The 26,642-nt window shown below is 40.3% G+C and carries 27 protein-coding genes and 1 other RNA gene; 7 read left to right on the plus strand and 21 right to left on the minus strand.

Annotated elements, in window-relative coordinates; all coding sequences use genetic code 11:
* Positions 1-73 precede the first annotated feature (73 nt).
* Positions 74-997, plus strand: a complete 924-nt coding sequence (locus AC3IRX_RS02105) for a bifunctional riboflavin kinase/FAD synthetase (RefSeq protein WP_489210842.1) — start codon at positions 74-76, stop codon at positions 995-997.
* On the opposite strand, the gene AC3IRX_RS02110 is transcribed toward AC3IRX_RS02105, so the two are convergent.
* From AC3IRX_RS02110 to AC3IRX_RS02125, 4 genes are all read right to left on the minus strand, one after another.
* Entirely contained in the window at positions 994-3,645 is a 2,652-nt protein-coding gene (locus AC3IRX_RS02110) for a hypothetical protein (protein ID WP_489210843.1), read from the minus strand. The two genes, AC3IRX_RS02105 and AC3IRX_RS02110, sit on opposite strands and share 4 nt — an antisense overlap.
* Positions 3,646-3,659: 14 nt before the next feature.
* Positions 3,660-4,463 carry a GLPGLI family protein gene (locus AC3IRX_RS02115; protein WP_489210844.1) on the minus strand — a complete coding sequence of 268 codons (804 nt, stop codon included), beginning with the start codon at positions 4,461-4,463 and terminating at the stop codon, positions 3,660-3,662.
* Complete coding sequence (locus AC3IRX_RS02120) at positions 4,450-4,755, minus strand: hypothetical protein (RefSeq protein WP_489210845.1); 306 nt, start codon at positions 4,753-4,755, stop codon at positions 4,450-4,452. The genes AC3IRX_RS02115 and AC3IRX_RS02120 overlap by 14 nt, the downstream gene beginning before the upstream one ends.
* Before the next feature lie 333 nt (positions 4,756-5,088).
* On the minus strand, positions 5,089-5,442 hold the full coding sequence (locus tag AC3IRX_RS02125; RefSeq protein ID WP_489210846.1) for an MmcQ/YjbR family DNA-binding protein: 354 nt from the start codon (positions 5,440-5,442) through the stop codon (positions 5,089-5,091).
* Positions 5,443-5,531: 89 nt separating this feature from the next.
* On the opposite strand from AC3IRX_RS02125, the gene AC3IRX_RS02130 reads away from it, so the two are divergent.
* Positions 5,532-6,182, plus strand: a complete 651-nt coding sequence (locus tag AC3IRX_RS02130; RefSeq protein ID WP_489210847.1) for an NAD(P)H-binding protein — start codon at positions 5,532-5,534, stop codon at positions 6,180-6,182.
* A 56-nt stretch (positions 6,183-6,238) separates the two neighbouring features.
* Here the strand turns inward: AC3IRX_RS02130 and AC3IRX_RS02135 are convergent, their stop codons facing one another.
* The 8 genes from AC3IRX_RS02135 to AC3IRX_RS02170 all read right to left on the minus strand — a co-directional run bounded on the left by AC3IRX_RS02135 (position 6,239) and on the right by AC3IRX_RS02170 (position 13,888).
* A complete protein-coding gene (locus AC3IRX_RS02135) occupies positions 6,239-6,811 on the minus strand; it encodes a glutathione peroxidase (RefSeq protein WP_489210848.1) in 573 nt (190 codons plus the stop codon).
* A gap of 39 nt (positions 6,812-6,850) precedes the next feature.
* Positions 6,851-7,522, minus strand: coding sequence for a LolA-like protein (locus AC3IRX_RS02140; protein WP_489210849.1), 672 nt, complete (start codon positions 7,520-7,522; stop codon positions 6,851-6,853).
* A 33-nt stretch (positions 7,523-7,555) separates the two neighbouring features.
* The gene (gene kdsB / locus AC3IRX_RS02145) at positions 7,556-8,305 is read right to left on the minus strand and encodes a 3-deoxy-manno-octulosonate cytidylyltransferase (protein ID WP_489210850.1); all 750 of its coding nucleotides are present in this window, start codon (positions 8,303-8,305) and stop codon (positions 7,556-7,558) included.
* Between the two features lie 56 nt (positions 8,306-8,361).
* On the minus strand, positions 8,362-9,615 hold the full coding sequence (locus AC3IRX_RS02150; RefSeq protein WP_459083885.1) for a pyridoxal phosphate-dependent aminotransferase: 1,254 nt from the start codon (positions 9,613-9,615) through the stop codon (positions 8,362-8,364).
* Positions 9,616-9,871: 256 nt separating this feature from the next.
* Positions 9,872-11,584, minus strand: a complete 1,713-nt coding sequence (locus tag AC3IRX_RS02155) for a phospho-sugar mutase (RefSeq protein ID WP_489210851.1) — start codon at positions 11,582-11,584, stop codon at positions 9,872-9,874.
* A 13-nt stretch (positions 11,585-11,597) separates the two neighbouring features.
* Positions 11,598-12,302, minus strand: a complete 705-nt coding sequence (locus AC3IRX_RS02160; protein ID WP_489210852.1) for a GIN domain-containing protein — start codon at positions 12,300-12,302, stop codon at positions 11,598-11,600.
* A gap of 1 nt (position 12,303) precedes the next feature.
* A complete protein-coding gene (locus AC3IRX_RS02165; protein WP_459083882.1) occupies positions 12,304-13,254 on the minus strand; it encodes a glycosyltransferase family 2 protein in 951 nt (316 codons plus the stop codon).
* 52 nt (positions 13,255-13,306) lie between these two features.
* Positions 13,307-13,888: a DUF4199 family protein gene (locus AC3IRX_RS02170; RefSeq protein ID WP_459083881.1), complete on the minus strand. Its 582-nt coding sequence runs from the start codon at positions 13,886-13,888 to the stop codon at positions 13,307-13,309.
* A 74-nt stretch (positions 13,889-13,962) separates the two neighbouring features.
* Between AC3IRX_RS02170 and ffs the strand changes: the two genes are divergently transcribed.
* Positions 13,963-14,060, plus strand: an RNA gene (ffs, locus tag AC3IRX_RS02175) — signal recognition particle sRNA small type.
* An 8-nt stretch (positions 14,061-14,068) separates the two neighbouring features.
* Here ffs and AC3IRX_RS02180 read toward each other — a convergent pair.
* The 4 genes from AC3IRX_RS02180 to AC3IRX_RS02195 all read right to left on the minus strand — a co-directional run bounded on the left by AC3IRX_RS02180 (position 14,069) and on the right by AC3IRX_RS02195 (position 18,260).
* On the minus strand, positions 14,069-14,749 hold the full coding sequence (locus AC3IRX_RS02180) for a metal-dependent hydrolase (RefSeq protein WP_489210853.1): 681 nt from the start codon (positions 14,747-14,749) through the stop codon (positions 14,069-14,071).
* Positions 14,750-14,806: 57 nt separating this feature from the next.
* Positions 14,807-15,739, minus strand: coding sequence for a 1,4-dihydroxy-2-naphthoate octaprenyltransferase (gene menA, locus AC3IRX_RS02185; RefSeq protein WP_459083879.1), 933 nt, complete (start codon positions 15,737-15,739; stop codon positions 14,807-14,809).
* Positions 15,740-15,769: 30 nt separating this feature from the next.
* Positions 15,770-16,606: a 1,4-dihydroxy-2-naphthoyl-CoA synthase gene (locus AC3IRX_RS02190; RefSeq protein ID WP_489210854.1), complete on the minus strand. Its 837-nt coding sequence runs from the start codon at positions 16,604-16,606 to the stop codon at positions 15,770-15,772.
* A 244-nt stretch (positions 16,607-16,850) separates the two neighbouring features.
* Positions 16,851-18,260 (minus strand): APC family permease, encoded by a 1,410-nt coding sequence (locus AC3IRX_RS02195; RefSeq protein ID WP_489210855.1) that lies wholly within the window; start codon positions 18,258-18,260, stop codon positions 16,851-16,853.
* An 86-nt stretch (positions 18,261-18,346) separates the two neighbouring features.
* On the opposite strand from AC3IRX_RS02195, the gene AC3IRX_RS02200 reads away from it, so the two are divergent.
* Positions 18,347-18,805 carry a DUF4920 domain-containing protein gene (locus tag AC3IRX_RS02200; RefSeq protein ID WP_489210856.1) on the plus strand — a complete coding sequence of 153 codons (459 nt, stop codon included), beginning with the start codon at positions 18,347-18,349 and terminating at the stop codon, positions 18,803-18,805.
* Positions 18,806-18,817: 12 nt separating this feature from the next.
* Here AC3IRX_RS02200 and AC3IRX_RS02205 read toward each other — a convergent pair whose 3' ends face one another.
* Positions 18,818-19,924: a M14 family zinc carboxypeptidase gene (locus AC3IRX_RS02205; protein WP_489210857.1), complete on the minus strand. Its 1,107-nt coding sequence runs from the start codon at positions 19,922-19,924 to the stop codon at positions 18,818-18,820.
* A gap of 353 nt (positions 19,925-20,277) precedes the next feature.
* Here AC3IRX_RS02205 and AC3IRX_RS02210 point away from each other — a divergent pair, with 353 nt between their 5' ends.
* Both AC3IRX_RS02210 and AC3IRX_RS02215 read left to right on the plus strand, forming a co-directional pair.
* Positions 20,278-21,369: a TerC/Alx family metal homeostasis membrane protein gene (locus AC3IRX_RS02210; RefSeq protein WP_489210858.1), complete on the plus strand. Its 1,092-nt coding sequence runs from the start codon at positions 20,278-20,280 to the stop codon at positions 21,367-21,369.
* A 153-nt stretch (positions 21,370-21,522) separates the two neighbouring features.
* Complete coding sequence (locus tag AC3IRX_RS02215) at positions 21,523-22,068, plus strand: helix-turn-helix domain-containing protein (protein ID WP_459083873.1); 546 nt, start codon at positions 21,523-21,525, stop codon at positions 22,066-22,068.
* Positions 22,069-22,202: 134 nt separating this feature from the next.
* Here AC3IRX_RS02215 and AC3IRX_RS02220 read toward each other — a convergent pair whose 3' ends face one another.
* From AC3IRX_RS02220 to AC3IRX_RS02230, 3 genes are read right to left on the minus strand one after another with little or no spacing between them, the layout of a single operon-like run.
* Positions 22,203-22,859 carry a CoA transferase subunit B gene (locus AC3IRX_RS02220; protein WP_459083872.1) on the minus strand — a complete coding sequence of 219 codons (657 nt, stop codon included), beginning with the start codon at positions 22,857-22,859 and terminating at the stop codon, positions 22,203-22,205.
* Positions 22,860-22,864: 5 nt separating this feature from the next.
* Complete coding sequence (locus AC3IRX_RS02225) at positions 22,865-23,563, minus strand: CoA transferase subunit A (protein WP_459083871.1); 699 nt, start codon at positions 23,561-23,563, stop codon at positions 22,865-22,867.
* Between the two features lie 11 nt (positions 23,564-23,574).
* A complete protein-coding gene (locus AC3IRX_RS02230) occupies positions 23,575-23,781 on the minus strand; it encodes an SDR family oxidoreductase (protein ID WP_489210859.1) in 207 nt (68 codons plus the stop codon).
* A gap of 503 nt (positions 23,782-24,284) precedes the next feature.
* Between AC3IRX_RS02230 and rplS the strand changes: the two genes are divergently transcribed.
* Positions 24,285-24,641 carry a 50S ribosomal protein L19 gene (gene rplS, locus AC3IRX_RS02235; RefSeq protein WP_459083869.1) on the plus strand — a complete coding sequence of 119 codons (357 nt, stop codon included), beginning with the start codon at positions 24,285-24,287 and terminating at the stop codon, positions 24,639-24,641.
* Between the two features lie 142 nt (positions 24,642-24,783).
* On the opposite strand, the gene AC3IRX_RS02240 is transcribed toward rplS, so the two are convergent.
* Entirely contained in the window at positions 24,784-26,550 is a 1,767-nt protein-coding gene (locus AC3IRX_RS02240; RefSeq protein WP_489210860.1) for an aminopeptidase P family protein, read from the minus strand.
* Between the last annotated feature and the right edge of the window lie 92 nt (positions 26,551-26,642).

Here is a 26,642-nt window from a genome sequence, read left to right on the forward strand (position 1 = left end):
TTCTAGCGGGTCTAGCGCACTTATGCTTTGAAGCTCATTTCAATTTATTACTTTTGCACCTAAATTAAATCGCTTGGAAGTTTACCAAAATATAAAGGAGAATAAGAGCAGTGGCCCTGTGGCACTCTCTCTTGGCATGTTTGATGGAGTTCATTTAGGGCATCAGTCCATTATAAGGAAACTTCATGAGCGCGCCGAGTCTCGCCAATTAAGAACGGGTATTCTCACATTTTGGCCGCACCCAAGACTCGTTTTTAATCCCGAGGATTCTTTAAAACTGCTTAGCACCTTGGAGGAAAAAACCCATCGATTCGAAACTCTAGGAATTGATTTTCTTCAAATTCAAGATTTTTCAGAGGAATTTAGAAACCTAAGCGGTACCGAATTTGTCGAGGAAATCCTCGTAAAACGATTAAAAGTGAAGCATCTTATCGTTGGATACGACCATGTCTTTGGAAAAAACCGCAGCGGAAACTTTCAACTTCTTGAATCGCTCGCTCCGAAACTAGGTTTTGAAGTTGAACAAATGGAAGCCGTGAACCTTCATTTGGAAACGATTTCTTCGACTAAAATTAGGGAAGCCTTAGAAGAAGGAAAAATTGGGCAGGCCAATGCCATGCTAGGTTATGACTACAGTCTAACGGGAACTGTGGTTCATGGGAAAAAACTAGGACGTACCCTTGGCTACCCTACCGCAAACTTAGAGGTAAGTCCCCTAAAACTCCTTCCCCAAAAAGGCGCCTACATTGTCGAGGTTTTCCATAAAGGAATACCGCACAAAGGAATGCTCAGCATCGGAACAAACCCTACGGTGGGAGGAGAGCGGCTCACAGTGGAGGTCAATTTGCTTGACTTTAACCAAGATCTTTACGGACAACAACTGGAAGTGCATTTTAAAGAATTTCTTCACGAAGAAATAAAATTTGAAGGCCTTGAGTCACTCGTAGAAAAACTAAAAGAGGACGAACGTAAAACCAGAGATTTTTTCCAGAACTAAAAGGTTTTATTTAATCCTAGGACAATATGCCTTGGCAACAGCTTTTGCGTGTAAAGACTTTCACTAATATTGGAAAGGGAATAACGCTGAATCTCGTCCGTATTTAAAAGATTGTTTCCTCTTAAAAACAGATTCAGTTTCCATTTTTTCAAATGATAAGCCGCCTTAAAATCTAAAAACTGAGTGGAGCTGTTTTGGGTATTCCCATAGGCGAAGAATTCGTAGAAGGTCTCAAGTTGTAGGTTTTGATTTAAACTGTAATACAGATTTAAAAACCCTTTCTGATCCGTATATCTTCCCTTTTTCACATCCGAATCAATCGAATTGAAGATCCACTCGTATCCCAACTCATAAGAGATTTTTTGGGTTGCACCAGATTTCAATTCAAAACCCGTTTTGAAATTGGAAAACTTCGTTTGAATAAGATCGCTGTCGTTTACTTTGTTTGCATAGGTCGAGGCTCCAAAGGAATTGTGCAAACTAAGTCGAGAATTCAAAAACCGAAGGTATTTATGCAAATTTAGATTCAAAAAAAGGTTTGAATTGTCTTTGACAAGGATACTTTGACTAAAGGTGTACTGCGGATTCACGATTCGATGCGTCGCGATATAGTCCTCATTTTTGAAATACATAGCACTGAAAGTCAGGTATTCGGATAGGATGTCTCCTACATTGTACAGAAATGTAAGATTGAGTTCTGGCAACTGCTTTAGACCAATTTGGCTTTCCTGAAAACTGCGGTTCCCTTGGTAAATGAAATTCGTAAAGCTTTCTAGTATGTTTGTGGATGCGTAACTCCTAGCGGCCGAAAGAGTAAAGTTTCCCAGTTTTTGATCGCTATACGCTAATTTAAGTGTTGGAGAAAGGTACAGCCCCTGCTGCTTTTCCTTCTCAAAATTGTGCTGAGATGAAATATACTGACTTAGAAGCGTCAGACCATAGCGCCATTTTCTATATTGATTGGCATATTTGATTTGAGTGAAAAGTTTATTGCGAGTTAGTTCCGTTGAATTCTTAAATCGTGCATCCTCAAAAGAAATCCTTTCGTTCTCCCTATCAAATAGGGAAATACCCGAGCTTAAGTCGTCTCTTTTCCACTCATCTCCCAATTGCCACTCAAACGATTGATCTTCGCTCCAGCTTTTTAAATAAGAAAACTTAAGGCCTCCAAAATGCATACTTGAGTGAATGTCTTGCCTAGATTTAACGACCTTGGAATCCCCTGTAATCTGGGCGAAAACATCATTCTCATCGAGGAATTGATAAGGGCGCCTCTGCAGGTTGTATTTAGCCACAGCGACAAAAGCCTGGCTCGAATCTAGTTTCTTCGTGTACACTACCCTATTTTCATTTGCAAACAAACGGTTCTCCCCGCTTTGAAAGTTGGATAATTGATTAAATAGGAACTCATTGTGGTTATCCTCATTTAATTGTGAAACCTTATTGTAAATCAAGAGTGAAGCGTTTTTAGACTCTTTTAAAAGTTCAAGTTTCCCCACTATGTTTTGACGATTTTGCTTCCATGACTTACTTTCGGTATTGGTAAATTGTACGTTCCCATCGTCAAACTTATAAAACCCTTCTAGGTGATTTCTATTTTCCGTTTGATTGAAAACCGTTACTACCTTCAACTTCCAGTCTCGATCAAAATTATAAATGTAATTAAGAGAGGCTAATTTATCGTCATTGAAATTAGATCGCTTGTCTTCGAACTGCGCATTTTTGGAATGAAGATTTAGAATGGAAAGCATGGAAAGCTCGCCCACATTTTCAACCTCTTTTTCAGAACTTGGCTCCGTGAGATACTCTACTCCTTTCATTTCATCGAGTCCCAAATTGTTGTAATTAAATAGCGCATAGATTTTTTTCTTCTTCGAGAAGTTCATTGCATTGAATTTAACTTGATGCATTTTCTCGTCAAAGCTTGAGGAGGCAAGGATCGCATTACCAAACCATTTGCTCCTTGCGCCCTCTTTTAGGGTTAAATTTAGGGCCACTCCTTGTGAATCCTCAATGCCTTTTAGGAGCTTATTTTTGGAATAATTTTTAAGAACTTGAACTTTTGAAATGGGGTTTGTCGGCATGTTTTGCGTCAAGGTCTGATAACCTCGCTCAAACAGATCGTCGTTCTCAATCATCACGCGCTCTATCTCTGTATTGCCGTATTTTATTTTCCCGTCATTCTCGACCGTAATACCCGGTAATTTCTTCAGAAGCTCTTCAAGATTTAATTCTGTGCCGCTTTCAAAACTTTGTACGTTAAATTCGATTGTATCTTTTCTGATTTTAATCGGGGTCGTCCTCGTAATGACTACTTCCTTAATCTCCGCCTCTTTGAGTTTATCCACTTCAATAAGACCTAGTTCTACCTTCTGATGGGTCGAATCAAGCGTAATATCGATTGATTTGGGATTGTAATTGAATACTTTGACTTCCAATTTAAATTGGCCGATATTGCTCGTCAAAATCTTAAATCCACCCGCTTTGTTTGTAAACGTATAAGACTCAATTGCTCCCTGCTCATTTTTGAGAAGTACGCTCGCTTTAAAGTCTCCGGAATGGTCTTCTAAAACCACGGTGCCGCTCACTTCAGACTGGGCTGAAATTTTCACGAACCCAAGTAGCAATACTAAGAGTAAATACCTCATAAACAGACCCTATATTATTCCCACTCAAATACGGTCTCTTTCAATAATTCTCGAAGAGGAGTTTCCTTAAATACGGTCCCTCGCGGACGAGAAGCTTGGATCTTATTTTTAATATCCCTGAAAAAATCATTTTCAATCTCAATGAACTCTGCGTAAGGGATAGAAGGTTGCTCAGATAGTTTTTCTTCCAACACGGTGGGCACAAAAAAATCTTTATTAAGGGAAATCTCTTTAGCGATATAATGAAAATATCCATAATTATCTTGAGCTTCAAGTACAAGTCCTGGCAATCCCGTTAACTTCCAAGGTCCGTAGAAAAAGGGGATCTCGCTTGCAAACCATACAGAATAAGTACGTCCACGAAATTCACCAATGGCATTGGTACAAATGTAGCCGAGTATTTCTTTCGTTTCCTGTTTAATTTCCCACTGGATCATAGGAGGAGTATCTGACATTTTATAGAAGGCCCTGAGATTCCTGAGTTCAGTAAACTCATTTTTATCCGCGTTGTATTTTACGATATTATTGGAATATCTAAATTCAAACTCCCGAGTTAACTCTTCATAGGTATCCTTTTTTTGATTATAGGTAAAGTAAAAAGAATTGTTCTCGTTTAAAAGTAAGTATTCAGAAATCGTATGTGTGCCTCCAATCTCCTTCACGAGCGTATATTCGACAAGACCAACATATTTCTCTTGTGGAAAATAGAGAGCTGCTACCAGGAGAAAAATGAAATAATTTCCTCTAGATATTAAGGAGGTATACTTGAAATTTGGCTGCTTGCAAGCAAGCAGCCAAAAAAATTTATGGACAATCATCAACTGCAACTGTTTCTACATTAAAAATAACGCCACCTTCAGTTCCATGACAAGCATCACCTGTCGCTTCTTCTTGTATGCTAACATCACCAAGTACGCCACCGCACATACCTGTAACACGATACACAGTTACAATTGTACAATCTCCATTTGCAACTTTCTCAGCTTTACTGTTATTCAAGACAGCTTTGACAGGAACATCACTTTTCCGCGGTTTACCTTCATCTGCCCTAGCAAACACGGTCGTTGAACCAAGAAAAACAAAACATAAAAATAAAATTAAATTTTTCATAATTTTTTTTTTATAAAAGTTAAACAAGATTTGAAAATAAACTGTGCACATGTTTACCTACCTTTCAAAACTAAGCAATAAAAACGATATAACTACCAATTCACAAGAAAATAATAAAAATAGTTAAAGAAATGAATTTTACTTTATATAATTATTATTCCCATATTGCAAGATAATAGAAACAAATATGAAGATAGATTTAATAAAACCTAATCTCTTTAGTATTAATTGTGAAAAATTTAATAAGTATTAGAAATTATTCGGTGCATCCTACAAATAAATGGACAAAGAAAATAAATAGGAAAAATGCAATTTAATAAGTGCTTTAAACCCTTACCCCTCTACTATCCCTTCCCTGTCCTTACGGCTTAGAGTACTGAAAATCAACTCATAAGAATGGTCTATCAATTCAAATAACAGTTCGCTTGGGACTCCTTCTGGCTCTACAGAATTCCAATGGGTCTTGTTCATATGGTAGGCCCCCTTAATCTGACTATAGGATTCACGTAGCTGCTCACTCCAATCCGGGGCGGTCTTGACAGCAAAGCTTAAAGGAACTGCATCAAGCGAAAGAAGCAAAAACATTTTTGTTCCCACTTTAAAGACTAAAGTGGTTTGATTAAAAGGAAAACTTTCGCTGACTCCCTTTTTTCCGAGACAATACGTGCGAATCTGTTCTGCATCCATGGTGAAGTAATTTTGAAATTGTAGTTTTAGGGTAGTTGGTCAAGATGTCATTCAAAAGTAGTAAATTCGGTACTTATACCAAGAAAAAAATGAAAGCACTTGTAATCGGCGCTACGGGCGCTACTGGAAAAGATTTAGTGGAGCAGCTACTAAAAGATCCTGATTTTGATTCTGTCCATGCTTTTTCTAGAAGACCTTTAGACTTTACGGATCCAAAACTTCATGTAGAGATTGTTGACTTTGAAAAACCACAAGATTGGAAACCCTTCCTTCAGGGCGATGTGGCGTTCTCTTGTCTTGGTACTACCCTTAAGGCTGCAGGAGGAAAAGCGGCGCAGCGTAAGGTCGATTTTGAGTATCAACTCGACTTTGCAAAAGGATGCCGAGAACTGGAGGTCCCCCACTTTGTTTTAATCTCATCGTACGGAGCGAGTGAAAATTCAAAACTTTTCTATTCCAAAATGAAAGGGGAATTGGAACAGGAAATCCGCTCTTTACACTTTGAAAAACTTACCGTTTTTCAACCGGGCATGCTGGAGCGCAAAAAGAGTGATAGACCGAGTGAGGTTTTGGGTGCCACGGTTCTTAAATTCCTCAACCGATTGCATTTACTTCAAAAACTAAGACCCTTAAAAACGAGCACCCTTGCCCAAGCGATGGTTCATAGCACCAAAATAAAATCCAGTGGAGAATCTGTGATCTCTCTTGGATCTATATTTAGCTTTGCTAAAAAGCCATAAAAAAAGCCTTCCATTTTATTTGGAAGGCTTTTAGCATTGATAGACAAAGCGCACGACTATAAGTGCTTCGTAATCGCTTCGTCCGTAGGTTTGGTCGTACTAATATAAGTATCCACTAGTTTTCCATTTTCGTCTAATAAGAATTTTGTGAAATTCCATAGAATGGTTGTGTTCTTCACTCCATTGAGTTCTTTTTCCGTCAGGTATTTAAAGATGGGCGCTGTATCATCACCTTTTACTGAGACCTTGGCAGCCATTGGAAAGGTTACTCCAAAATTCTTTTCGCAAAATGCGCCAATTTCTTCGTTCGTTCCGGGCTCTTGAGAACCGAAATTATTTGCCGGAAACCCTACTACCACAAGATTATCCCCATAAGTTTTGCTTAAGGTTTCTAAATCGGCATACTGAGGCGTAAATCCACACTCAGAGGCTGTGTTGACAATCAGAATATTTTTGCCTTTAAAATCGGCGAAATTAATCTCGCCTCCGTCAAGGCTCTCCACTTTAAAGTCATATATTGTTTTTCCCATCTGCTCTTTGGTTTTTTCTTTTGATGTTTCGCTTTTCTGGTTCATGCACGACTGCACAATACTCAAGGCGGACAACAATAAAATAAATACTTTTTTCATCGTTTCCTTATTTTTAGGTTTCTACTAATTCGTTTTGAATTAGAATTTAAATGCAGAGGCTGGAATCTCCTTATTCACCTCTATTTTTGTAATGAGCATCACATAATCCGACTGCTCACCTTCGGTTTCACTCGCAATACGATGTGCAAACAGCAAACTTCCTACCTTTTCATAATCCGAATACAAAAGAGTTTCGTCTTTCTTTTCTTCTTTTAAAAGCATGTAGGTTTTCGTATCAAAATAATACACCGTGCGGTTCACATTCTTCAGTAGCTCTACTTTATAGCAGTAATTATCCCCTACCTTTTCTTTCCCTAAATACTTGGCTTGAAACCCCTTGTTTTCAAAATCAATAAAATCATTATCAAAACTCTCAGGGCTATAGCTTGGATACTTCTGAAGCTTGTTTGCCGCGTAATTCATCGCATACCCGTCCTTTCCGTCGTAGCCTTCAATTGCCATGTTCTTCTTACCAATGGTAATCATGGTTTTGGTTAAATTAGGCCTCTGCTGATAGATCCGAATCGGATACTCATCTTTGATTCCTAATGTGACTTTTCCAGAAAGGATCACAGAGTTCAATAACTTCCAATTGCGAAGACCTCCGGAGAGCTCAATATTTTTTTCAATAATTTCCTTGCCTGTTTGTGAAAACGCAAATTGTGAGAAACTCACAAAGAGAACAAAGAGTATTTTATAGAGTACTTTCATATTTGATTAATGACCAAAGATAAAATATTTTATTTAAAACGGGTTGTTTTCCTTCCTAGAACTTAAGAGGGCTCTCGCTTTTTCTAAGTCCTCAGGTACGTCGATCCCGACGCCTACAAAATCGGTTTCTACCATCTTTATTTTCATACCGTGTTCAAGGTACCGAAGACACTCGATTTTTTCTGAAATTTCAAGAGGTTTCTGCTCCAGCGAGGCAAAGGACAGAAGCGCCTGTTTTCGAAAGGCATACACCCCTACGTGCTTGTAATAATGAACTTTTTCACTTCGTTCCCTCGGAAACGGAAGAACCGACCGACTAAAGTAAAGGGCGTACCCTTTTTCATCCGTAATGACCTTCACATGGTTTGGATTTTCAATATCCTCCCACTCTTTCATCTCAATTTTTAGCGAAGCTAAAGAGATTTCTTTATTCGCATCCTTCTCAAAAACAGAAATGAGTTGTTCAAGAGGACCTGCTTTCAAAAAGGGTTCATCACCCTGCACATTGATCACAATATCACAGTCTAAATCCTTAATCGCTTCTGCAATGCGATCACTACCGGTTTCATGCTCCCCTGTGAGCACCCCATTTCCTCCGTGGGAAACAATTTCCTCATAGATAAGGGGGCTGTCCGTGGCCACATGAACCTGATCAAACAGTCCTGTCTCCACCACGTTCTGATAGGTCGTTAAAATAACAGACCGATCGCCTAGTTTTTCTAAGAGTTTGCCTGGAAAACGGCTCGCCTCATAGCGAGCGGGGATCACTGCAATGGTTTTCATAAATAGAGATTTTAAAATAGGGTGCGCTCTTTGCGCACGATCGATTGAATATAAACTTAGCTCAATTTAGAAAGTGCCGCTTCCAATCGAGGAAAGAGCTCTTTAATTTGCTCAAGGCTTAGCCCTCCAACCGAGGCTCTAAACCAGGGCATCTCAGGGCTCGCGCCAAAGGCGGAGAAAGGAACCAAGGCTACGCCTGCGTTTTCTATTAGATAGAAAACCAAATCGCTGGAAGATTCAATCAAACTACCGCTAGGCTGCTTCATTCCTATATAATCAAGCTTCACTGTTAGGTACAAAGCTCCCATCGGCTCAATACTGTCCGTCGAAAATCCTTTTTCTTTAAGCGTTTGAATTCCCCCGTGAAGCGTTTTAAGACTTTCATTTAATTTGCCCTTATACTCCTCTACATAGGTATCTACTTTTTCACTTTCATTTAGAAACTCACCCACCGCTTTCTGTTCAGGTTTAGGTGCCCAAGCTCCCACGTGACCTAACAGAGCTTTCATTTTGGAAATGACTTCGCTCGGACCAAAGCCCCATCCCACGCGAAGTCCAGTGGCGGCAAAGCATTTGGAACTCCCATCAATAAAAACGGTGTACGCACGCATTTTTGGATTGAGCGATACAGGGTTAAAATGAGTTTTATCAAACGTGAGAAGGGCATAAATCTGATCGTACAAAAGATAAAGAGGCTTTTGATCTGAAGATCTTGATTCGTTTTCTTTCACGACCAACTCACAAATTTCTTCCAATTGTGATTTCGAAAACATAGTTCCTGTCGGGTTCAATGGAGAACAAAGTGCTAAAAGGGTCGCGCCTTTTAAATGCGGCTCTAGCTCACTCGCGGTAGGGAGAAAGAAATTTTCTTCTGAGGTTTGAATTTCAATTTTTTCCGCCTGGGAAAGGTAAGAATAATGATTGTTGTTCCAGGAAGGAACCGGATAGACCACCTTATCCCCTGGATCTACTAACGTTTGAAACGCTGCATAAATTAAAGGTCTTGACCCTCCGGCCACTAGAATATCCTCTGGACTGTAGTCTAACCCATAACGAGAATCTAAATCTCCAGAAATGGCCTCTCGGAGCTCCTTTACTCCGTTTGCAGGAGGATAGTTTGTCAAATTATGATCGTACGCAATTTCAATCCTTTCTTTTAAAAAGCTAGGAATGGGATACAAATCCGAATTAAGGTCTCCAATCGTTAAATTGGCGATATCGGCCCCTTGGGCTTTCATTTCATTCACTTGATTTCCAATCTTAATGATTTCCGAGCCGATCAAATGGGCGGCGAGTCGAGATACTTTCACTTCTTTAGGGATTTTGTTTTGTACTACTTTCTATCTTTTGACTAACACGTTTACTTTTTACTCTCTTCATTCTGAAATTCTAAAAAAGGCAGGTTAAGCCCTATCCTATTCTAAATCAATTGATTAATTTATAAATTTCAGGCTTTCAAAAATACAAAAATAATTCTGAACCGAGAGGTCATTCCTAGTGTTTAGCCCTCAGATTTATCAAAAAAATACGGTCTTCAGTTAAGAAGACCGCTCTTTTAAAAATCATTTACAGATTTAAGTCTGTTTTTATTTCTTGCAATTTAAGTTCTAAATTTTCTATTTTAGAGTTAAATTCTTCTTTCTTATCCAAGGTATCTTTTAGCGAAACATAGAACTTAATTTTAGGTTCGGTTCCTGAAGGTCTCACGCAGACTTTGGTTCCGTCCATCGTATAATAGATAAGTACATTGCTCTTTGGAATCCCGTCCATTGGACCGGTTTTCCCAGTGGATACCCGAGTGCAGCTCTGAGACTGAAAGTCTTTTATTTCTTCCACAGGAGAACCGGCAAGCGTTTTTGGAGGATTCTCACGGAACTCACGCATCATTTCTTGAATTTCTAAGGCTCCTTGTTGCCCTTTCTTCACGACGTTTATAAGTCCCTCGTAGTAAAGGCCAAGATCCTCATAAATTTCGATTAGGTATTCGAACATTGTGGTCCCTCTCGATTTGCACCAAGCAGCAATTTCACAGGCCAAAAGTATGGATCCACAGGAATCTTTGTCTCTAACAAAGTCCCCTGTCATAAAGCCGAAACTCTCTTCGCCTCCACAAATAAATTTCTCCTCTCCCTCGTGATCCCGAATCATTTTTCCAATCCATTTGAATCCGGTAAGTCCCACTTTGCAGTCCACTCCAAATTTCTCTGCAATGTCAAAGAAAATATCCGAGGTTACAATGGTGGAACCAATGAATTCTTTGCCTTTAATCTTGCCCTTCTTTTTCCATTGTTCTAGGATGTAATAAGTAAGGATTGTATTGCATTGGTTGCCATTGAGAAGTTGCATTTCTCCTTCTAAATTTCGAACGGCAATGCCTAATCGGTCTCCATCCGGATCCGTTCCAATGACGATGTCTGCATTGGTCAATTTCGCTAAATCTAAAGCCATTTCTAAGGCTGCAGGTTCTTCAGGATTTGGACTTTTCACCGTTGGGAAATTCCCACTAGGAATCATCTGTTCTTTGACTAGGTCTACTTTCTTGAATCCCACCTTCTCTAAGGCTTGGGGAACGGTTGTATAGGTCGTTCCATGGATAGAAGTAAAGACGATGTTTAAATCTTCAAAGCCTACTTTTTGGTAAATGGAATTCTCTATACAGGCCTTTATATAAGCCTCGTCCGCGGTTTCATCTTGCCATTCAATTAAGGCGTCGTTTCCACCAAACTTGATTTCATCAAATTTCACAGAGTAAACTTCTCTTATAATCGCTTCGTCATGCGGAGGTACGATTTGAGCTCCGTCATTCCAATATACTTTGTAGCCGTTGTATTCAGGAGGATTGTGCGAAGCGGTAAGTACGATACCTGCATTACAGTTCTTATTTCTTACCGTAAAGGAAAGCTCAGGTGTCGGTCTGTGCTCTTTGAACAAAAGCACTTTAATTCGGTTGGCCGTTAAAACATCCGCTACGAGTTTTGCAAATTCTTTTGAATTGTGACGTACGTCGTACGCAATCGCTACTTTGATTTCTTCCGAAGGAAATTGCTCGTGCAGGTAATTGGCAAGACCCTGTGTGGCCTGCCCAAGCGTATAGCGGTTGAGACGATTGGTCCCTACTCCCATAATACCTCTCATGCCTCCGGTTCCAAATTCTAACTCTCTATAAAAACTATCTTCTAAATCCGGAGAATTGGAATCAATAAGTGCCTGTACGAGTCCTTGGGTCTGAGCATCAAAAGGATCGCTCAGCCATAATTTTGCTTTTTCCAATGTTGTCATATCACTTGGTTTTTTAATTTAACTGCTTTTGCTCTACTTGAACCGTGGATTCTTTCTTCAAGGCTGTGGTAGGCGTATTGTAATACAAAAGCTTTGTCGTGTTTTTAATCTCCCCTTTCAAGGTATCCACAGCGTGCACCTCGACATAAGGACCGTTTTGAGCCTCTATTTTTAGCGTACCAATTTCAAAATAAGGAGCAATGATGTGCGCCGTATCTTGAATCTTAATTTGCGCTAAATTCGAGGAACCTGAGAAATTGGCTCTCGCCAAACTGCTCATATCAATAGAAGTATTTGAAAATTCCAGCGCTCCAATAAATTTGGCTTGGTCTTTTAATTTCAGCGCTAAAGACTCCCCCTTGATGGCGCCTGAAATGGAAAGCTCCACTTGATCTCCCACTTCAATAGAGGTAGGCACAGAGGAGGAAAAGATCGTTATATTGTAAAAGTCTCCTCCCTTCGTTTCTCTCTTTTCTTTGATGGAGAGCGCCCCATCCTTTTGACTAATGTCTAAGTTTTTGATGAAGTTCCCGTAGGTTTCAATATAGATTTCATTCGCGCTGTTTCGAACATAAAACACACGAAATTTCCCATCCAATTCAAGTGTTTTAAAACTTTCAATTGGAACTTCTTTACTTTCTAAATCGCCTTTCGGCGAAACCTCTCCACAGGCGCTTAGAAGAAGCAGTAGGATCAGATAAAATGGACTGTTTTTCATTTTAGATTACATCTTCAATATGGTAATTTTCGTGATCTCGGTTGGTTCGGATCAAAAGTTCGCCAAGGAAACCTCCAATAAAAAGTAAAGTTCCTAAAGTCATCATGGTAAGGGAAATATAAAACCATGGATTTTGGGCAATTAAGCTCCCATAAATTCCTTTGGAAACATTAATCAATTTGGAGATACCTAGCCCTAAAGCGCTAAGCAGTCCCACCACAAACATTAGAGTTCCCAAGGCTCCGAAAAAGTGCATCGGTCTTGCTCCAAATCGACTCATAAACCATAAGGTGATTAAGTCCAAAAAGCCTCGAATGAAACGTTCGGTCCCAAATTTAGAGACTCCGTAAGGCCGAGCTTGGTGCTGAACCGGTTTTTCCGTAATGTTCCTAAACCCTGCATTGGCTGCGAGGACCGGAATGTACCTGTGCATATCTCCATGCACGTCAATGGTTTTCACTACTTTTTTTCGATAGGCTTTTAATCCGCAATTAAAATCATGCAAATTGACGCCTGACACTTTTCTTGCCGCCGCATTAAAAAGCTTGGAAGGCAGATTTTTAGTCATCACGTTGTCGAACCTCTTTTTCTTCCAGCCGGAAACAATATCGTATCCCCCTTCGAGAACCATTCGGTAGAGTTCCGGAATTTCCTCAGGGAAATCTTGCAAATCCGCATCCATGGTGATCACGACATCCCCTTCGACCCTTTGAAAAGCCGCATGCAAAGCCTGCGATTTTCCATAGTTTTTGGCAAAACGGATTCCGTGCACCTGGGGGTGCTGTATTTTAATATTTTCAATAATGCTCCACGAAAGATCCGTGCTTCCGTCGTCTACAAACCACAGTTCATAGCTAAGATTTTCAGTGCGGCAGACCGTGTCGATCCGTGTAAAGAGTTCCTCTAGGGAATCTTCTTCATTGAGTAGCGGAATTACTAGAGACAGATTCAAACGATAATATTTAGAATTTAACAAGCGATTAAAAAACTTGACTTACGCAAATTTACGCATAAGTTCTCGTTCTGAAAAAAGATCCAAAAAATAAAGAAAACAAAAGGAAAAAGGCGCAGTAGCCAGCAAAAACATACCCAAAGTATTTCATGGAGAACATATCTTCCCCTACTTGTCTTTTGTTTTCAATCCGCTCTTTCCCTTGAGCGTACTTCTTTTCAATGTCTTTCATCTCCTCACTCTCGGGTTTAAAGACATTCTTTCCTTTGTTATATTCTTCATCGAGTGAGCGTTCAAAGCTCTCGATGTATTGGTAATTTAAAAGATCCTTACTGTCTTTATCCACATAATTTAAGTACACAAAAATAGAGGCAATGGAAAGCAGACCGCCTACGAACATAGGCATGAAGGCTCTTCCATAGGCTTCCTTAAAACTTACCTTCTCTGAGTTTTTCACAAAGGTAGTGACGGAGAAAAAGGCCCCTAAAGCAAAGACAAAGGGTAAGAAAAAAGCACTAAGTGTGATCGAAGTTCGGTAGTAATTGATGTCTCGAAAAAATATATTGGTAATGAAAAAACCGATCATGACGACGATAAAGAGCATGAATCCAGTGGTATAAACATTTTTGAACATAAAGTGATATAAGAATTGATTAATAATTTTGAATGGATATTTTGAATTTTAAATAATTGCCTTATCTTTGCACTCGGCAAGTCCTACACAACCAGCTCCTGAGAATCCTCCAGGGCGGGAACGCAGCAAAGGTAATTGGTTGTAGCGGTGTGATGTAGATCGCTTGCCGTTTTTTTATGCCTATACCTCAAAACTTTCCCCTACTTTAGGCAAAACAAGTTCCACCCCTTTTTCTTTGAAACTAGCCTGAGCCGACTCATGGTTAATTTTAATTGCATCAAACGTATCAAAATGACATCCGATCACTCGGGGCGTATTTAAGAGTTCTGAAGCAGCAAAACTAGCTTTGTTCGCGCACATGGTATAATGCGACCCAATCGGAAGAATAGCGGCTGTAATCGCTCCGAACTCTCTTGGGAAGATAGCCATATCTGCCATCACGCCCGTATCGCCCGCAAAATATAGATTTTTGCCTTCGTATCGGAACATATACCCACAAGGTACTCCTCCATACGATCCGTCCGGAAACGAGCTCGTATGCTGCGCAGGAAGCATCGTGATCTTTAGATCTTGCAGCTTTGCAGAACCGCCCAAATTGATGTCAATTTGGTTTTTGCTTTTGAAATAATCGCAAATTTCAGGTTGTCCTATGACCACAGCCTCAGGATACGCCTTTAAAACTTTGTCTACATCCGCGATATGGTCCCCATGCGCATGGGTAATTAAAATGTAATCGATTTTTTGGTTCTCGAGTTGAAAACCTGAGAGCTTCTCTTGAAACGAATAAAAAGGATCGCTTAAAATTACTTGGCCTTTGTAGGTAAACAAAAAGCAATTTTGTCCTAAAAATTGTATTTTCATTGTATTTATTTTTAGTTCACTCCCTTGATTTTAAAAGCCAAAAAAGTGAACGCAGCATTAATTAAAAAAGGTGAGCCCTGCCGCTAGTAAAATACTTACGGTTAGGGTCTGAATACCCAATTGTTTTAGGAACGGATCAAGTTCCTCTGGGGATTTGGTTTGCAAAATGCGTCGTCGTAAGGCCGCCATAGGAAAGAGCATAATCATGACGATAAATGCATAATATTGGCCTTTTTCGTGGAATTGATTGAGCATCAAAAACACCAAAATAAGAATAATAGGCAGTTGCAAAAGAACCATTTCGTAGACCATTGCGTAGCGATATCCAATCTTCTGAGCAAAGGTCTTTTTTCCTGAAGCTTTGTCGCTCTCAAAATCCCGCATGTTATTTAAATTCAATACCCCTGTGGCAAGCAGGCCTATGGCCGCTGCAGGCACAAGTACATCGTAGTCAAAGGATTTGGTGAAAAGGAAGTAACTTCCCATTACGGCCACAAGTCCAAAAAACAAAAAGACCATCAGATCCCCAAGTCCTAAATATCCGTAAGGCTTCTTGCCTACTGTATATCCGATGGCAGCAAGTATAGAGGCCACTCCAAGTCCCAAAAAGGTATAGAACTCTTGGTTGAGTCCATAGCGCCAAAAGGCCTGATATAAGAGTGCTAGCGTCGCCAAAAGCGAAAGTGCCGCCAAGACGATCACCGCTTTTTTCATTTGGTCGGCTGTAATTTTTCCCGAACCTACAGCCCTTGCTTCTGCTTTCGAAGAGCGAAGTGCATCGGTTCCCTTGATGCCATCGCCGTAGTCGTTGGCAAAATTCGATAGAATTTGATAAAGGAGTGTGACGAGTAGTGCAAGTGCAAACAGGCTCCAATCCCAAAACTCTCCTCTTTCTTCCAAACGCCATTTGGCGATAAACGAGCCCACGATAATTCCACTCACCGACAAAGGAAGTGTTCTTAGACGTGCAGCTTTAATCCATTCTGTCATTCTTTTATTCTCTACTAAAAAAGTTCTTTTTTATGAAATCCATTGGTCTTTACCAAAGTCAGGATCTCTTTTTTCCAAAAAGGCGTTTCTCCCCTCCTTGGCCTCATCGGTCATGTATGCAAGACGTGTGGCTTCGCCAGCGAAAACCTGCTGTCCCACCATCCCATCGTCCGTTAAGTTCATTGCAAACTTAAGCATGCGAATCGACATTGGGGATTTTCCTAAAATCTCCTGAGCCCACTCATAGGCTGTCGTTTCAAGCTCCTCATGAGGAATCACCTTATTCACCATACCCATTTCAAAAGCTTCCTTAGCACTGTAATTGCGTCCAAGAAAAAAGATTTCTCGGGCTTTCTTTTGACCTACCATTTTAGCTAGGTAAGCCGAACCGTACCCTCCATCAAAACTAGTCACATCGGCATCGGTTTGTTTAAAAATAGCATGCTCTTCACTCGCCAGCGTTAAATCGCAAACCACGTGCAAAGAGTGCCCTCCTCCTACGGCCCAGCCGTTGACCACAGCGATCACGACTTTGGGCATAAAACGAATAAGTCGTTGTACTTCTAAAATATTGAGTCGGTGTCTACCGTCTTCTCCTACATAGCCTTTTTGGCCTCTGGCTTTTTGATCTCCTCCACTGCAAAATGCATGGCCTCCGTCTTTGGGACTGGGACCTTCTCCAGTGAGCAAAACGACTCCGATAGACGGGTCTTCTGAGGCATCAAAGAACGCCTCATAAAGCTCTGAGGTCGTTTTTGGTCGGAAGGCATTGCGAACCTCTGGTCGGTTAAAAGCAATGCGGGCAACCCCACCGCTTTTCTTATACGTGATGTCCTCAAACTCCTTCACAGTTTTCCAATTCGTCATGTCGATAAATTTTTGGTAAAAATAGGCAAAAGAAGGCCAATTTAAAAGAAGAAATCCATGCAAAAGAGCTTCGCAAAAGAAAAAAGCTTTACAGCGATGGCTCGTAAGGCTTTCTATATGAAGAATCCCACTTAACCATGGACTAAGACCTATACTTTCTTGAGAACTCTATTGAGTGCATAAAAAAGGGCCTATTCGTACCCAAAGGAAGGGATTCGAAGGGCAGCTGGCTTTAAAGCCAGCTCTATTTGGATTTTTTTCGATTCACAAAATAATACACAGGCAGACCTGCTAAAATGAGCAAAAATCCGGGCCATGTATACTGAGGTTTATAAAGGATAAGCAAGATACAGAATGCAGATCCAATCAAGAGGTAAAGAATCGGAGTTACGGGGTAAAGCCAGGCTTTGTATGGACGAGGAAGTTCTGGTTTTTTATAGCGAAGGTAAATGACCCCAAAGACCGTAATCATATAGAACAGCACAATGACAAACGAAATCATATCAAGAAGATCCCCATACTGCCCCGAGAGGGCAAGCACAGAGGCCCAGGCACCTTGCATCCACAACGATTTGCCCGGAACATCAAAACGGTTGTTTTCTTTCGCAGATTTGAAGAAAAGACCGTCTCTTGCCATGGATTGATACACCCGCGCACCTGCGAGCACAAGTCCGTTAATGCATCCAAAGGTCGAAATCATAACCAAAAGGGCCATAACCACAGTTCCGCCGGTTCCAAGCATGACTTCAGCCACGGCGACAGCAGGTCTATTTTTATCCGCAAAGGCCATTCCATCGCGGTCTAATGCATTTAAGTACACAAAATTCACAAGCAAATAAAGCACCATCACTGCGCTGGTTCCAATCACCATCGAGCGTACTATATTCACCTTTGGGTTTTTCATCTCCCCCGACATAAACGTTACGTTTTCCCAAGCAACCGAACTAAAGACTGAGCCTACCATTGCAGCTGCAATTGCGCCCATTAAAGCCATTCCGCTAATGGGTTTCCAGCTTGTGGAAATTAAATCGTTTCCAACCTGCTCTCCTAAATTTTGAAAGGCATTCCATCCCATACTCAGGTTTTCCGTCCAATGGGAGTTTTTAATAAGCAAGAACCCAAAAATAATGATTCCCACCAGGGCTAAAATTTTACTCGCGGTAAATACATTTTGCAGAATCTTTCCGTTCTTTACGCCTCGCGTATTGATATAAGTAAGAAATAAAATGACGACGATCGCAAGAATTTGAACGTAAGTAATTCGAAAGGTTCCACTTTGAAACAAAGGATCAGAATCGTTCAGAGCCGGAATTAAATAAGCGGTAAATTTTCCAAAAGCCATGGCCACTGCAGCAATCGTACCGGTTTGAATCACGGTAAAAAGACCCCATCCGTACAAGAATCCCGTCCTTTTGCCAAAAGTTTCCGTCATGTAGGTGTACTGCCCGCCCGCTTTAGGAAACATAGAAGAAAGCTCTCCGTAAGAGATTGCAGCCGAGATGGTCATGATCCCCGTAATCACCCATACGACGAGAAGCCAATAGCCGGAACCCAAATTTCTCATCATATCGGAACTGACGATAAAAATCCCACTCCCGATCATAGACCCCATCACGAGCATGATTCCGTCCCACAGCTTTAATTGTTTTTTCATAAAATTAGTTTGGAGACGTAAATATATCAAATAATTAAAAAAATGGGCATGGTGACTTCTAAAAATTTAACTATTTTTGCCCCACCATGAAATATATTGAAAGTAAACTAATCATTTTACTCTTGGGCCTGAGTACCTTTGTACTTGCGCAAAAGGTGGATTCTTCCAATTTAATTCCCTCCAAATCAGTACAAAAAGGCCAAACTTTTGGTGAAAAAGTAGGTTCTTCTCCTCGTACGCAATCCTTAAACTCTATTCAACAAACGGTTAAAGACGGAAAATCCAGCAAAAAAATAACCCTTCAGGGTGAAGTCACTCAGGTTTGTGAAAACAAAGGGTGTTGGATCGTCATTAAAACTCCAAAAAATGAAAAATTCTTAGTCCAGATGAAAGATTATGGTTTTTTCGTGCCTCAAGACATTCGGGGTAAACAGGTCCTATTAGAAGGAATTGCACAAGAGAGACAGCGCACGAAAGAAAGTGCTAAATCCAGCGACTCTACGCAAATTCGAATCCTGGCTAGCGGCATTGAAGTCGTCGACTAACCGATTCATTCTTTAGATGATTTCAAAATCCATAGGCTCATCTAACTTCGGGTACTTTCGAGAACTTTTGAATTTCTTCCCTGTGCAATCGATTTCCACCCATCCCTTTTTCGAACTGCAATCTCCCACTTCTACTACGATGGGAACAAACGAAATATCTGGATTCTCTTCCTTTTTGACTTCTCGGTATTGAACTGCAATGTCGAGTATGCACTCGTAAGAGGTCTCTAATTTCACATTTCGATAGATAAGGTCATAGTGGGACTCTTTATTCTCTGGAAGCTCAAAATACGCTTCATATCCTTCTGTACTCCCTTTTAATTCCGCTATGAGTTGTAAAGCATAATAGAGGGCGATGGTATAATACTTTCTCGTTTCTTTTCTTAAGTAATCTCCCTGAAAATGTCCTCCTTCAAATAAGATTGTAGGAAGTCCCATCTTAGTGAAATTATCCCCCGTGGAACTCGGATAAAATTCATCGTTGTAGCGTGCCACTTGATTAGGAAGTAATCCTTGCATTAACTTTCCAAGTTCTGCGATGACCGCCATGGCCTTTTTTCTTGTAGGAGTAACCTCTCTTTCTTTATTCTCTGCAGGTGCAAGAAAACTTAGGGTTGCTGGATGCACTCCGTCTGTGGAAAATAGGGTTCTTTGTTCATGTAGATTGAGTCCATAATCATAGGATCCGCTTTGCGCAATCTTGCGCAAAATAGGAAACTCAAGACTTGAGTTGTATAAATAATCTCTATTTAGATCAATATCGAGTGCATTTCGTCGTGTCCAACGCAAAGATCCGTCAGGATTTAGCATCACGATGAAATCTAAGGTAATTCGAGAAAAAAGATCCTGTTTGAGGGCAGGAAGCTCCTGTAAAGTAAAAAGCATATCAAACAGCGCATGCGTTGAATTGCTCTCATTTCCATGCATTTGCGACCAAGCAAGCACACGAGTTCTTCCGGTTCCTAAGGAAACTTTATATATCGCTCTTCCCTCATGCGAGACTCCCACCTTCGATCGTAAACCGCTCAGATTCTCCTGTAGGAATTTTTCTACACTCTCGGGCGATATATAGCGATTAGGGAAATTAGGACAGGGGCGATAAAAGCATTCAAAACTCATGGTCATTCAATTTACAAAAATCAAAAATAGATTTTTTTTAAGTTTCCACAATGATTAACATTCCTAAATTCATCAAACAGGTCAAAATGTCAGAATGTCTGTGGATAATTTTGTGGATTGCATTAAATTCAATTCAATATTATCAATTTATTTAATTTCAAATAGTTACATTCTTCTATTAAATGCTTACTTCATATTTACTTTAAGTGTTTATAACTTGTATTCTCCCCGTTTTGGAGTTATTAATTTAAACGTGCAAGCTTGTAAACTCCCTTAGCACTTTGCCGGTGTATACATTTGTAAATTATTATAAAACTGAGTTTTTCAGTATCTTTGCCGTTATAATTAATTCTATGAACAACGAACTTTTATTTCTGGGAGGATTTCTTCTCTTCATTTTATTTATTCTAGCCATTGACCTAAACATGGGTCGTAAATCAGAAGGAATCGTCACGATGAAAAAAGCGGGTCTTATGAGCTTTTTCGTTGTCCTTCTTTCTATGGGGTTCTATTTTCTATTGACCACATACGGTCACCTACTCCACGGCATTGATTCCATGCAACAATTGCAAGAAGTCATTATAAAGCATAAACATCCCATTAAAATCATTCCGGGCAATTTTGAGCATTCCTTACAGCTCTACAATCAAAACCTAGGCTTAGAGTATCTAACAGGGTACATTGTGGAATACGCCCTTTCTGTAGATAATATATTTGTGATGATCCTAATTTTCTCCGCCTTTGGTGTAGCAGAAAAGAACTACCACCGTGTTTTGTTCTGGGGCATCTTAGGAGCTATTGTCCTACGTTTCATCTTTATCTTCATCGGAGCAGCGCTTATCGCCAAGTTCGGATGGATTATGTACGTATTTGGGGCCTTCCTTGTGATCACAGGAGTGAAGATGTTCTTAGAGAAAGACCAAGAGGATAAAATCGACCCTGAAAAGCACCCTGTGGTTAAATTCGCCAACAAGTATTTTAAGGTTCACAATCAGTTTGTAGGGCATAATTTCTTTGTCGTAATCGATGGAGTTAAGAAAATGACTCCCCTATTCCTGGTTCTATTAATCATAGAAGCCACCGATTTAATCTTCGCTGTGGATAGTATCCCTGCGATCTTCTCAGTAACCCACGACCCGTACATCGTGTTCTTTTCGAATATATTCGCCATTATAGGACTTCGATCTATGTTCTTCCTTCTAGCTGGAATTATCGACAAGTTCAGATTCTTAAAAGTAGGACTCTCTTTCCTATTAACCTTTATTGGACTCAAGATGATCTTTCATCATATGCTTGAAGAATGGGGCTTCCAAACCTTCCATTCCTTAATCATTATCGTCTCGATTCTAGCGTTAAGCATACTTGCATCTCTGATATTCCCAGACCAGAAAAAGCAGCGTAAACTTAAGTACGATCCAGAGAATGATGAGAATTTCCGCCACTAATTTACAATTATAGATTACGTAAATATAGTAAAACCAATGCTTTAAGCGTTGGTTTTACTTTTGTAACTTGTGAATCTCTCCACCTGATTACATTTGTATTTTAATATTGTAAAAGATTGTTTTACATTTGTAATTAGTAAAAAAGCAATTGTTATGAGCTTAAATGAGAGAATTTCTGAAATTATTGAGTACACTCAGCTTTCTCCTTCTGAATTTGCAGATGCCGTGGAAGTTCAACGCTCCTCCATTTCCCACATTACCTCGGGACGAAACAAACCCTCACTCGACTTCTTAATGAAGGTGAGAGAAAAATACCCGGAACTCCAATGGGAATGGCTCATACTGGGCGAAGGCGAGATGCTCGCCCCTACGAAACCAGAGCAAGATCAAGGCGAGATTGAGGCCCCTTCAACCCCATCGATGCCTGATTTATTTGCTTTAATTAATGATGAAAACTTTGGAGTGACCGAGTCTGAAGACCGTATTTTGCCCTCGTCCTTTCCAAACCCTCAAGTAGAGAGAGCGCCAGAATCGCCTAAATCGCCTACTAGTTCACTCGGTTCCCTTTTAAACGATTCTCAGCCATTAGACGAGAAGCCTCGTGAAAACGAAGCGCAACCCTCTAATAATGAACCAAATAGAGTTAAAAGAATTGTGCTATTCTATGAAAATGGAAAATTTGAGAGTTTTGAGCCGTAAGTTAGGCTGCTTTTTTACACTCTCTTTTCTAAGGAAATACCTAAATATAAAATAGACCAAGTTTTCACTTGGCCTATTTTTAATCTGCTTTCACAGAGCTTTATGATCTAGATTTGTGTTTCTTCTATTTTTAGTTAGTCGAACTGCATCTCCGGAACGTCTCCTTTGATGATTAGCTTCGCCTCAGTGGCTGCAATCACTTCCTCCACAGAAACCCCAGGAGCTCTTTCTAAAAGCACAAGTCCCTCGGAAGTCACTTCCATCACTGCTAGGTTAGAAACAATCTTTTTCACGCATCTTACGCCGGTAAGGGGCAGTGTACAATTCTTTAGTACCTTACTCTCTCCTGCTTTGTTAGTATGCATCATCGCTACTATAATGTTCTCGGCGGAAGCCACCAAATCCATGGCACCTCCCATTCCTTTAACCATTTTCCCAGGAATTTTCCAATTGGCTATATCCCCCGTTTCTGAGACTTCCATAGCCCCCAAAATCGTTAAATCAACCTTTTGACTTCGGATCATTCCAAAACTAAAGGCGGAATCAAAAAACGAGGCTCCAGGAAGCGTAGTAATGGTCTGTTTTCCCGCATTAATTAAATCCGCATCTTCTTCCCCTTCTCTTGGAAAAGGGCCCATTCCTAGGACTCCATTCTCACTTTGAAACTCAACATTCAAATCTTTAGGGACATAATTTGCCACTAGGGTTGGAATTCCAATGCCTAGGTTGACATAGTATCTATCTTCTACCTCTTTCGAGATTCGTTGTGCAATTTGTTCTTTTGTAAGCATTAGACCTAATCTTTTCGGGTGGTACGTTGTTCGATTCTTTTCTCAAATTGAGCTCCTTGGAAGATCCTTTGAACCATAATTCCTGGAATGTGAATCTCATTGGGATCTAGTTCACCAGGCTCCACAAGCTCTTCCACTTCGGCAATGGTAATCTTCCCGGCACCGGCCATTGGAAAATTAAAATTACGAGCGGTTCCTTTAAAGATAAGGTTTCCTGCATGATCTCCTTTCCAAGCTTTCACAATGGAAAAATCCGCTTCAAACGCATGCTCTAAGATATGCATTTTACCATTAAACTCTTGGACCTGTTTCCCCTCAGCTACTTCCGTACCGTAGCCGGCAGGTGTATAAAAGGCAGGAATTCCGGCTTGAGCCGCTCTGCATTTTTCAGCAAGAGTTCCCTGTGGAGTGAGTTCTACATCCAATTCTCCACTTAGCATCTGACGCTCAAACTCTGCGTTTTCTCCTACATAGGAGGCTATCATCTTTTTAATTTGTTTTTTCTGCAGCAGTAAGCCTAATCCAAAATCATCAACCCCAGCATTGTTTGAAATGCAGGTTAAATCTTTAATACCCGATTCCACTAAGGCGGCTATGCTATTCTCTGGAATGCCGCACAGTCCAAAGCCTCCTAGCATGAGGGTCATACCGCTTTGGATATCCGCTGTGGCCTCTTTTGCATTGTTAACTCGTTTATCAATCATTGTCTTTACTTTTATTGTGCACTCCAGCAGCCATCTAAGGTAAAGGCTGATCCGGAAACTGCACTTGCGTTATCTGTTGCTAAAAATACGCATAACTCCGCAATTTCCTCTATAGGAACGAAACTTTTTACAGCTTGCTTCTTTAGCATGATCTCTTCTACCACCTTAGACTTGGACATTTCGTGGGTTTTTGCTTGGTCTTTTATCTGCCCTTCCACTTAAGGAGTTTATGCATACCTAGGGCAATGGCATTTGCCGTGATCTTGTAAACTACTCCCTCCATAGCCTATGCACCGACGATAGATTGATAAAGCGTCCCAACTCTTGGGCTTTCTTCGCTGCTGTAAGTAGCTATGGTGAACAAGAAATTACCACTGTAGTGACCGAAAAGTGGTTTGTTCCATTTTGGAACTAACCACTCAACACGGTGCTATTAAGGAACAAAGTTGACAATCCTGCCTAGGGTTTAAAGCGTAGTTTGAAAGAAAGTTTTCTTAATAGAAAAGGTATATACCAAACTCCTTATTTCAAAAAAATGCTACAATTTTGAATTAAAGAATTTTATTTAGGACATGATTGAAATTAAAACGAATAAATATAAGTAGACTCACAATAAATAGTTGCAGAATTAAAATTTTGTTGTATTTTTGCAACCTGTTAACCAACCTCTGACGAAGGACGTGCATGTTGCTTAGCTTTGACATATTTTTTTTATTAAAAAATGGATTTATTACAGTACGTACAAGACAAGTACATTACAAAAAAAGAATTCCCAGAATTCAAAGCCGGTGACACCATCACTGTGTATTACGAAATTAGAGAGGGTGCTAAAACAAGAACTCAGTTCTTTAAAGGAACCGTAATTCAATTAAGAGGAACCGGAGGTACCAAAACATTTACCATTCGTAAGATGAGTGGTGAGGTTGGAGTAGAGAGAGTTTTCCCACTTAACCTTCCTGCCCTTCAAAAAATTGAAGTAGACCGTAGAGGTAAAGTAAGAAGAGCTAGAATCTTTTACTTCAGAGATCTTAGAGGTAAGAAAGCAAGAATTAAAGACGCTTCTTACAAAAAGAAATAAGGTAATTCAGACTACAACGATAGAAAAACCACCTAAGCTTCACGCTTTGGTGGTTTTTCGTTTCATAGAACTCTGGAAATTTCCACAAATAAAAAGTCGCCCAAAAATAGGCGACTTTCTATATATAGTTTAGTAAAAGGTCTTAGATCGGTTTCACCATTTCTAGGAACCACTCTTTTACTTCTCCATTCAGGTGGGAAGAGAGTTTTTCAGAAACCCATCTATGGTACTCATTTAACCACTCAATTTCCTCCTGAGCCAATAGATCTTTTTGAATCGCACTGGTAAAGAAAGGACAAATCGTAAGAGTTTCAAACTCGTAAAACTCTCCAAAGGCGGTCGTTTCGGATTCCTTCACCGCAATTAGGTTTTCATGACGAATCCCGTACTCATTCTCAATATAGAGTCCCGGTTCGTTTGACACGACCATTCCTGGAATTAGATCTTGAAAATTCATATCCTTACGGATGTTTTGAGGACCCTCATGAACATTCATGAAACTTCCAACTCCGTGTCCGGTACCGTGGTTGTACTCCTTCCCTTCCATCCATAACGGAAGTCTTGCAATGGCATCCAGATGCACGCCTTTCGTTCCTTTTGGGAATTTCACGCGAGAAAGTCGGATCATTCCTTTTAGCACAAGAGTACTGTCTCGTTTGTACTGCTCACTTACCTCTCCTAAAGGAAAAGTTCTTGTAATGTCCGTGGTTCCTTCTAGGTATTGACCTCCGGAATCAACTAAAATACTTCCTTTTGCCTCTACAATCTCACTTGCAGTTTCAGAAGGTGCATAATGTGGAATAGCGTCGTTGCCTTTGTATCCCACAATACTTCCAAAACTAATTCCTACAAAATTCTCTCCTTCACTACGGAAACCTTGTAGCTTTTGAGCAATCGAATATTCACTCATTACCTCTGTTCCTACAGACGTTGTAAGCCAGTGTAAGAACTTAACCATCGCCACACCGTCTCGAACCATCACGGTTCTAAACCCTTCTAGTTCGGTTTCATTCTTGATGGCTTTCATTAAGTTTCCAGGAACTGGAGCTTTAAGGATTTCATTTCCTTCTAAGGCTACAAAAATAGCTTGGTTGCTGTTTGGAGAAACCAAAACCGATTTCCCTTTTTGTGACTTTAGGTACGGATAAAATTCTTCGTAAGGTTTGATCTCTACCGAGGCTGCCTGCAGGTGGTTTCTTACCTCCTGATCCACTTTCGATTCGTCTACAAATAGATAAGCGGAGTCTAGAGAAATCACAACGTATCCTAGGAAAACAGGATTGCATTCTACATCACTTCCTCTTAAGTTTAAGGTCCAAGCCACATCGTCCAAACTGGAAATCACATGCAGATTTGCATTTTGCGTTTCCATTTTTTGACGAATCGCGCTCAATTTATCTTCTACACTTTGGCCTGCGCGCTCTAAAGGATGCACAAAAACGGGGTTTTTGATTTCTTCTCCTCGCTCGGTCCAAACGGCATCTAACAAAGGAAGGTCCACAAGGGTAATTCCTTTGTCTTTTAAGCCTTGGCTCATTTCCTCCCAGCTGCTATTGGCGGCTGCAAAGGCGTTCGTGGCAACCACTCCTCCTTCTTTCACTTCCTGTTTAAGCCACGTAACATAATCGGGAACACCATCCGCTCCCATTTTCATCAATTCAAAATCAGATCCTTTCAGCTCATTAGGGGCTTGGATAAAATAACGTCCGTCCGTCCAAACACCTGCCTTATCTCTAGTAAGAACCGCAAATCCTGCGGATCCTGTAAACCCAGTGAGCCATGCACGTTCTTTCCACTGCTCAGGCAAATATTCGCTCATGTGTGGATCTGCGGAAAACACCACAAAGGCATCGATATTTTTGGCTTCCATCTCCTTGCGAAGCAAAGCCACTTTTTCTTTTGAAGTCATATTCTTTAAGTATTAAAACGTTAAAGTTACGGAATTTAGTTTTTTTAATCCCCTTTCGAGAAGACCTTTTTTCACAAAGCGTGGAGATGAAT

This window comes from Epilithonimonas sp. KH_059 (assembly GCF_057838485.1).

Coding starts and splice junctions, on each gene's coding strand:
- AC3IRX_RS02215 (WP_459083873.1), top strand. CDS start 21,523: ATGAGCTTAAATGAGAGAATTTCTGAAATTATTGAGTACACTCAGCTT.
- AC3IRX_RS02130 (WP_489210847.1), top strand. CDS start 5,532: ATGAAAGCACTTGTAATCGGCGCTACGGGCGCTACTGGAAAAGATTTA.
- AC3IRX_RS02120 (WP_489210845.1), bottom strand. CDS start 4,755: ATGAAAAATTTAATTTTATTTTTATGTTTTGTTTTTCTTGGTTCAACG.
- AC3IRX_RS02155 (WP_489210851.1), bottom strand. CDS start 11,584: ATGACAACATTGGAAAAAGCAAAATTATGGCTGAGCGATCCTTTTGAT.
- AC3IRX_RS02240 (WP_489210860.1), bottom strand. CDS start 26,550: ATGACTTCAAAAGAAAAAGTGGCTTTGCTTCGCAAGGAGATGGAAGCC.
- AC3IRX_RS02195 (WP_489210855.1), bottom strand. CDS start 18,260: ATGAAAAAACAATTAAAGCTGTGGGACGGAATCATGCTCGTGATGGGG.
- kdsB (WP_489210850.1), bottom strand. CDS start 8,305: ATGAAAACCATTGCAGTGATCCCCGCTCGCTATGAGGCGAGCCGTTTT.
- AC3IRX_RS02205 (WP_489210857.1), bottom strand. CDS start 19,924: ATGAGTTTTGAATGCTTTTATCGCCCCTGTCCTAATTTCCCTAATCGC.
- AC3IRX_RS02180 (WP_489210853.1), bottom strand. CDS start 14,749: ATGAAAATACAATTTTTAGGACAAAATTGCTTTTTGTTTACCTACAAA.
- AC3IRX_RS02190 (WP_489210854.1), bottom strand. CDS start 16,606: ATGACGAATTGGAAAACTGTGAAGGAGTTTGAGGACATCACGTATAAG.
- AC3IRX_RS02135 (WP_489210848.1), bottom strand. CDS start 6,811: ATGAAAAAAGTATTTATTTTATTGTTGTCCGCCTTGAGTATTGTGCAG.
- AC3IRX_RS02160 (WP_489210852.1), bottom strand. CDS start 12,302: ATGAAAAACAGTCCATTTTATCTGATCCTACTGCTTCTTCTAAGCGCC.
- menA (WP_459083879.1), bottom strand. CDS start 15,739: ATGACAGAATGGATTAAAGCTGCACGTCTAAGAACACTTCCTTTGTCG.
- AC3IRX_RS02210 (WP_489210858.1), top strand. CDS start 20,278: ATGAACAACGAACTTTTATTTCTGGGAGGATTTCTTCTCTTCATTTTA.
- AC3IRX_RS02110 (WP_489210843.1), bottom strand. CDS start 3,645: ATGAGGTATTTACTCTTAGTATTGCTACTTGGGTTCGTGAAAATTTCA.
- AC3IRX_RS02170 (WP_459083881.1), bottom strand. CDS start 13,888: ATGTTCAAAAATGTTTATACCACTGGATTCATGCTCTTTATCGTCGTC.
- AC3IRX_RS02220 (WP_459083872.1), bottom strand. CDS start 22,859: ATGCTTACAAAAGAACAAATTGCACAACGAATCTCGAAAGAGGTAGAA.
- AC3IRX_RS02125 (WP_489210846.1), bottom strand. CDS start 5,442: ATGGATGCAGAACAGATTCGCACGTATTGTCTCGGAAAAAAGGGAGTC.
- AC3IRX_RS02140 (WP_489210849.1), bottom strand. CDS start 7,522: ATGAAAGTACTCTATAAAATACTCTTTGTTCTCTTTGTGAGTTTCTCA.
- AC3IRX_RS02225 (WP_459083871.1), bottom strand. CDS start 23,563: ATGATTGATAAACGAGTTAACAATGCAAAAGAGGCCACAGCGGATATC.
- AC3IRX_RS02115 (WP_489210844.1), bottom strand. CDS start 4,463: ATGATTGTCCATAAATTTTTTTGGCTGCTTGCTTGCAAGCAGCCAAAT.
- AC3IRX_RS02200 (WP_489210856.1), top strand. CDS start 18,347: ATGAAATATATTGAAAGTAAACTAATCATTTTACTCTTGGGCCTGAGT.
- rplS (WP_459083869.1), top strand. CDS start 24,285: ATGGATTTATTACAGTACGTACAAGACAAGTACATTACAAAAAAAGAA.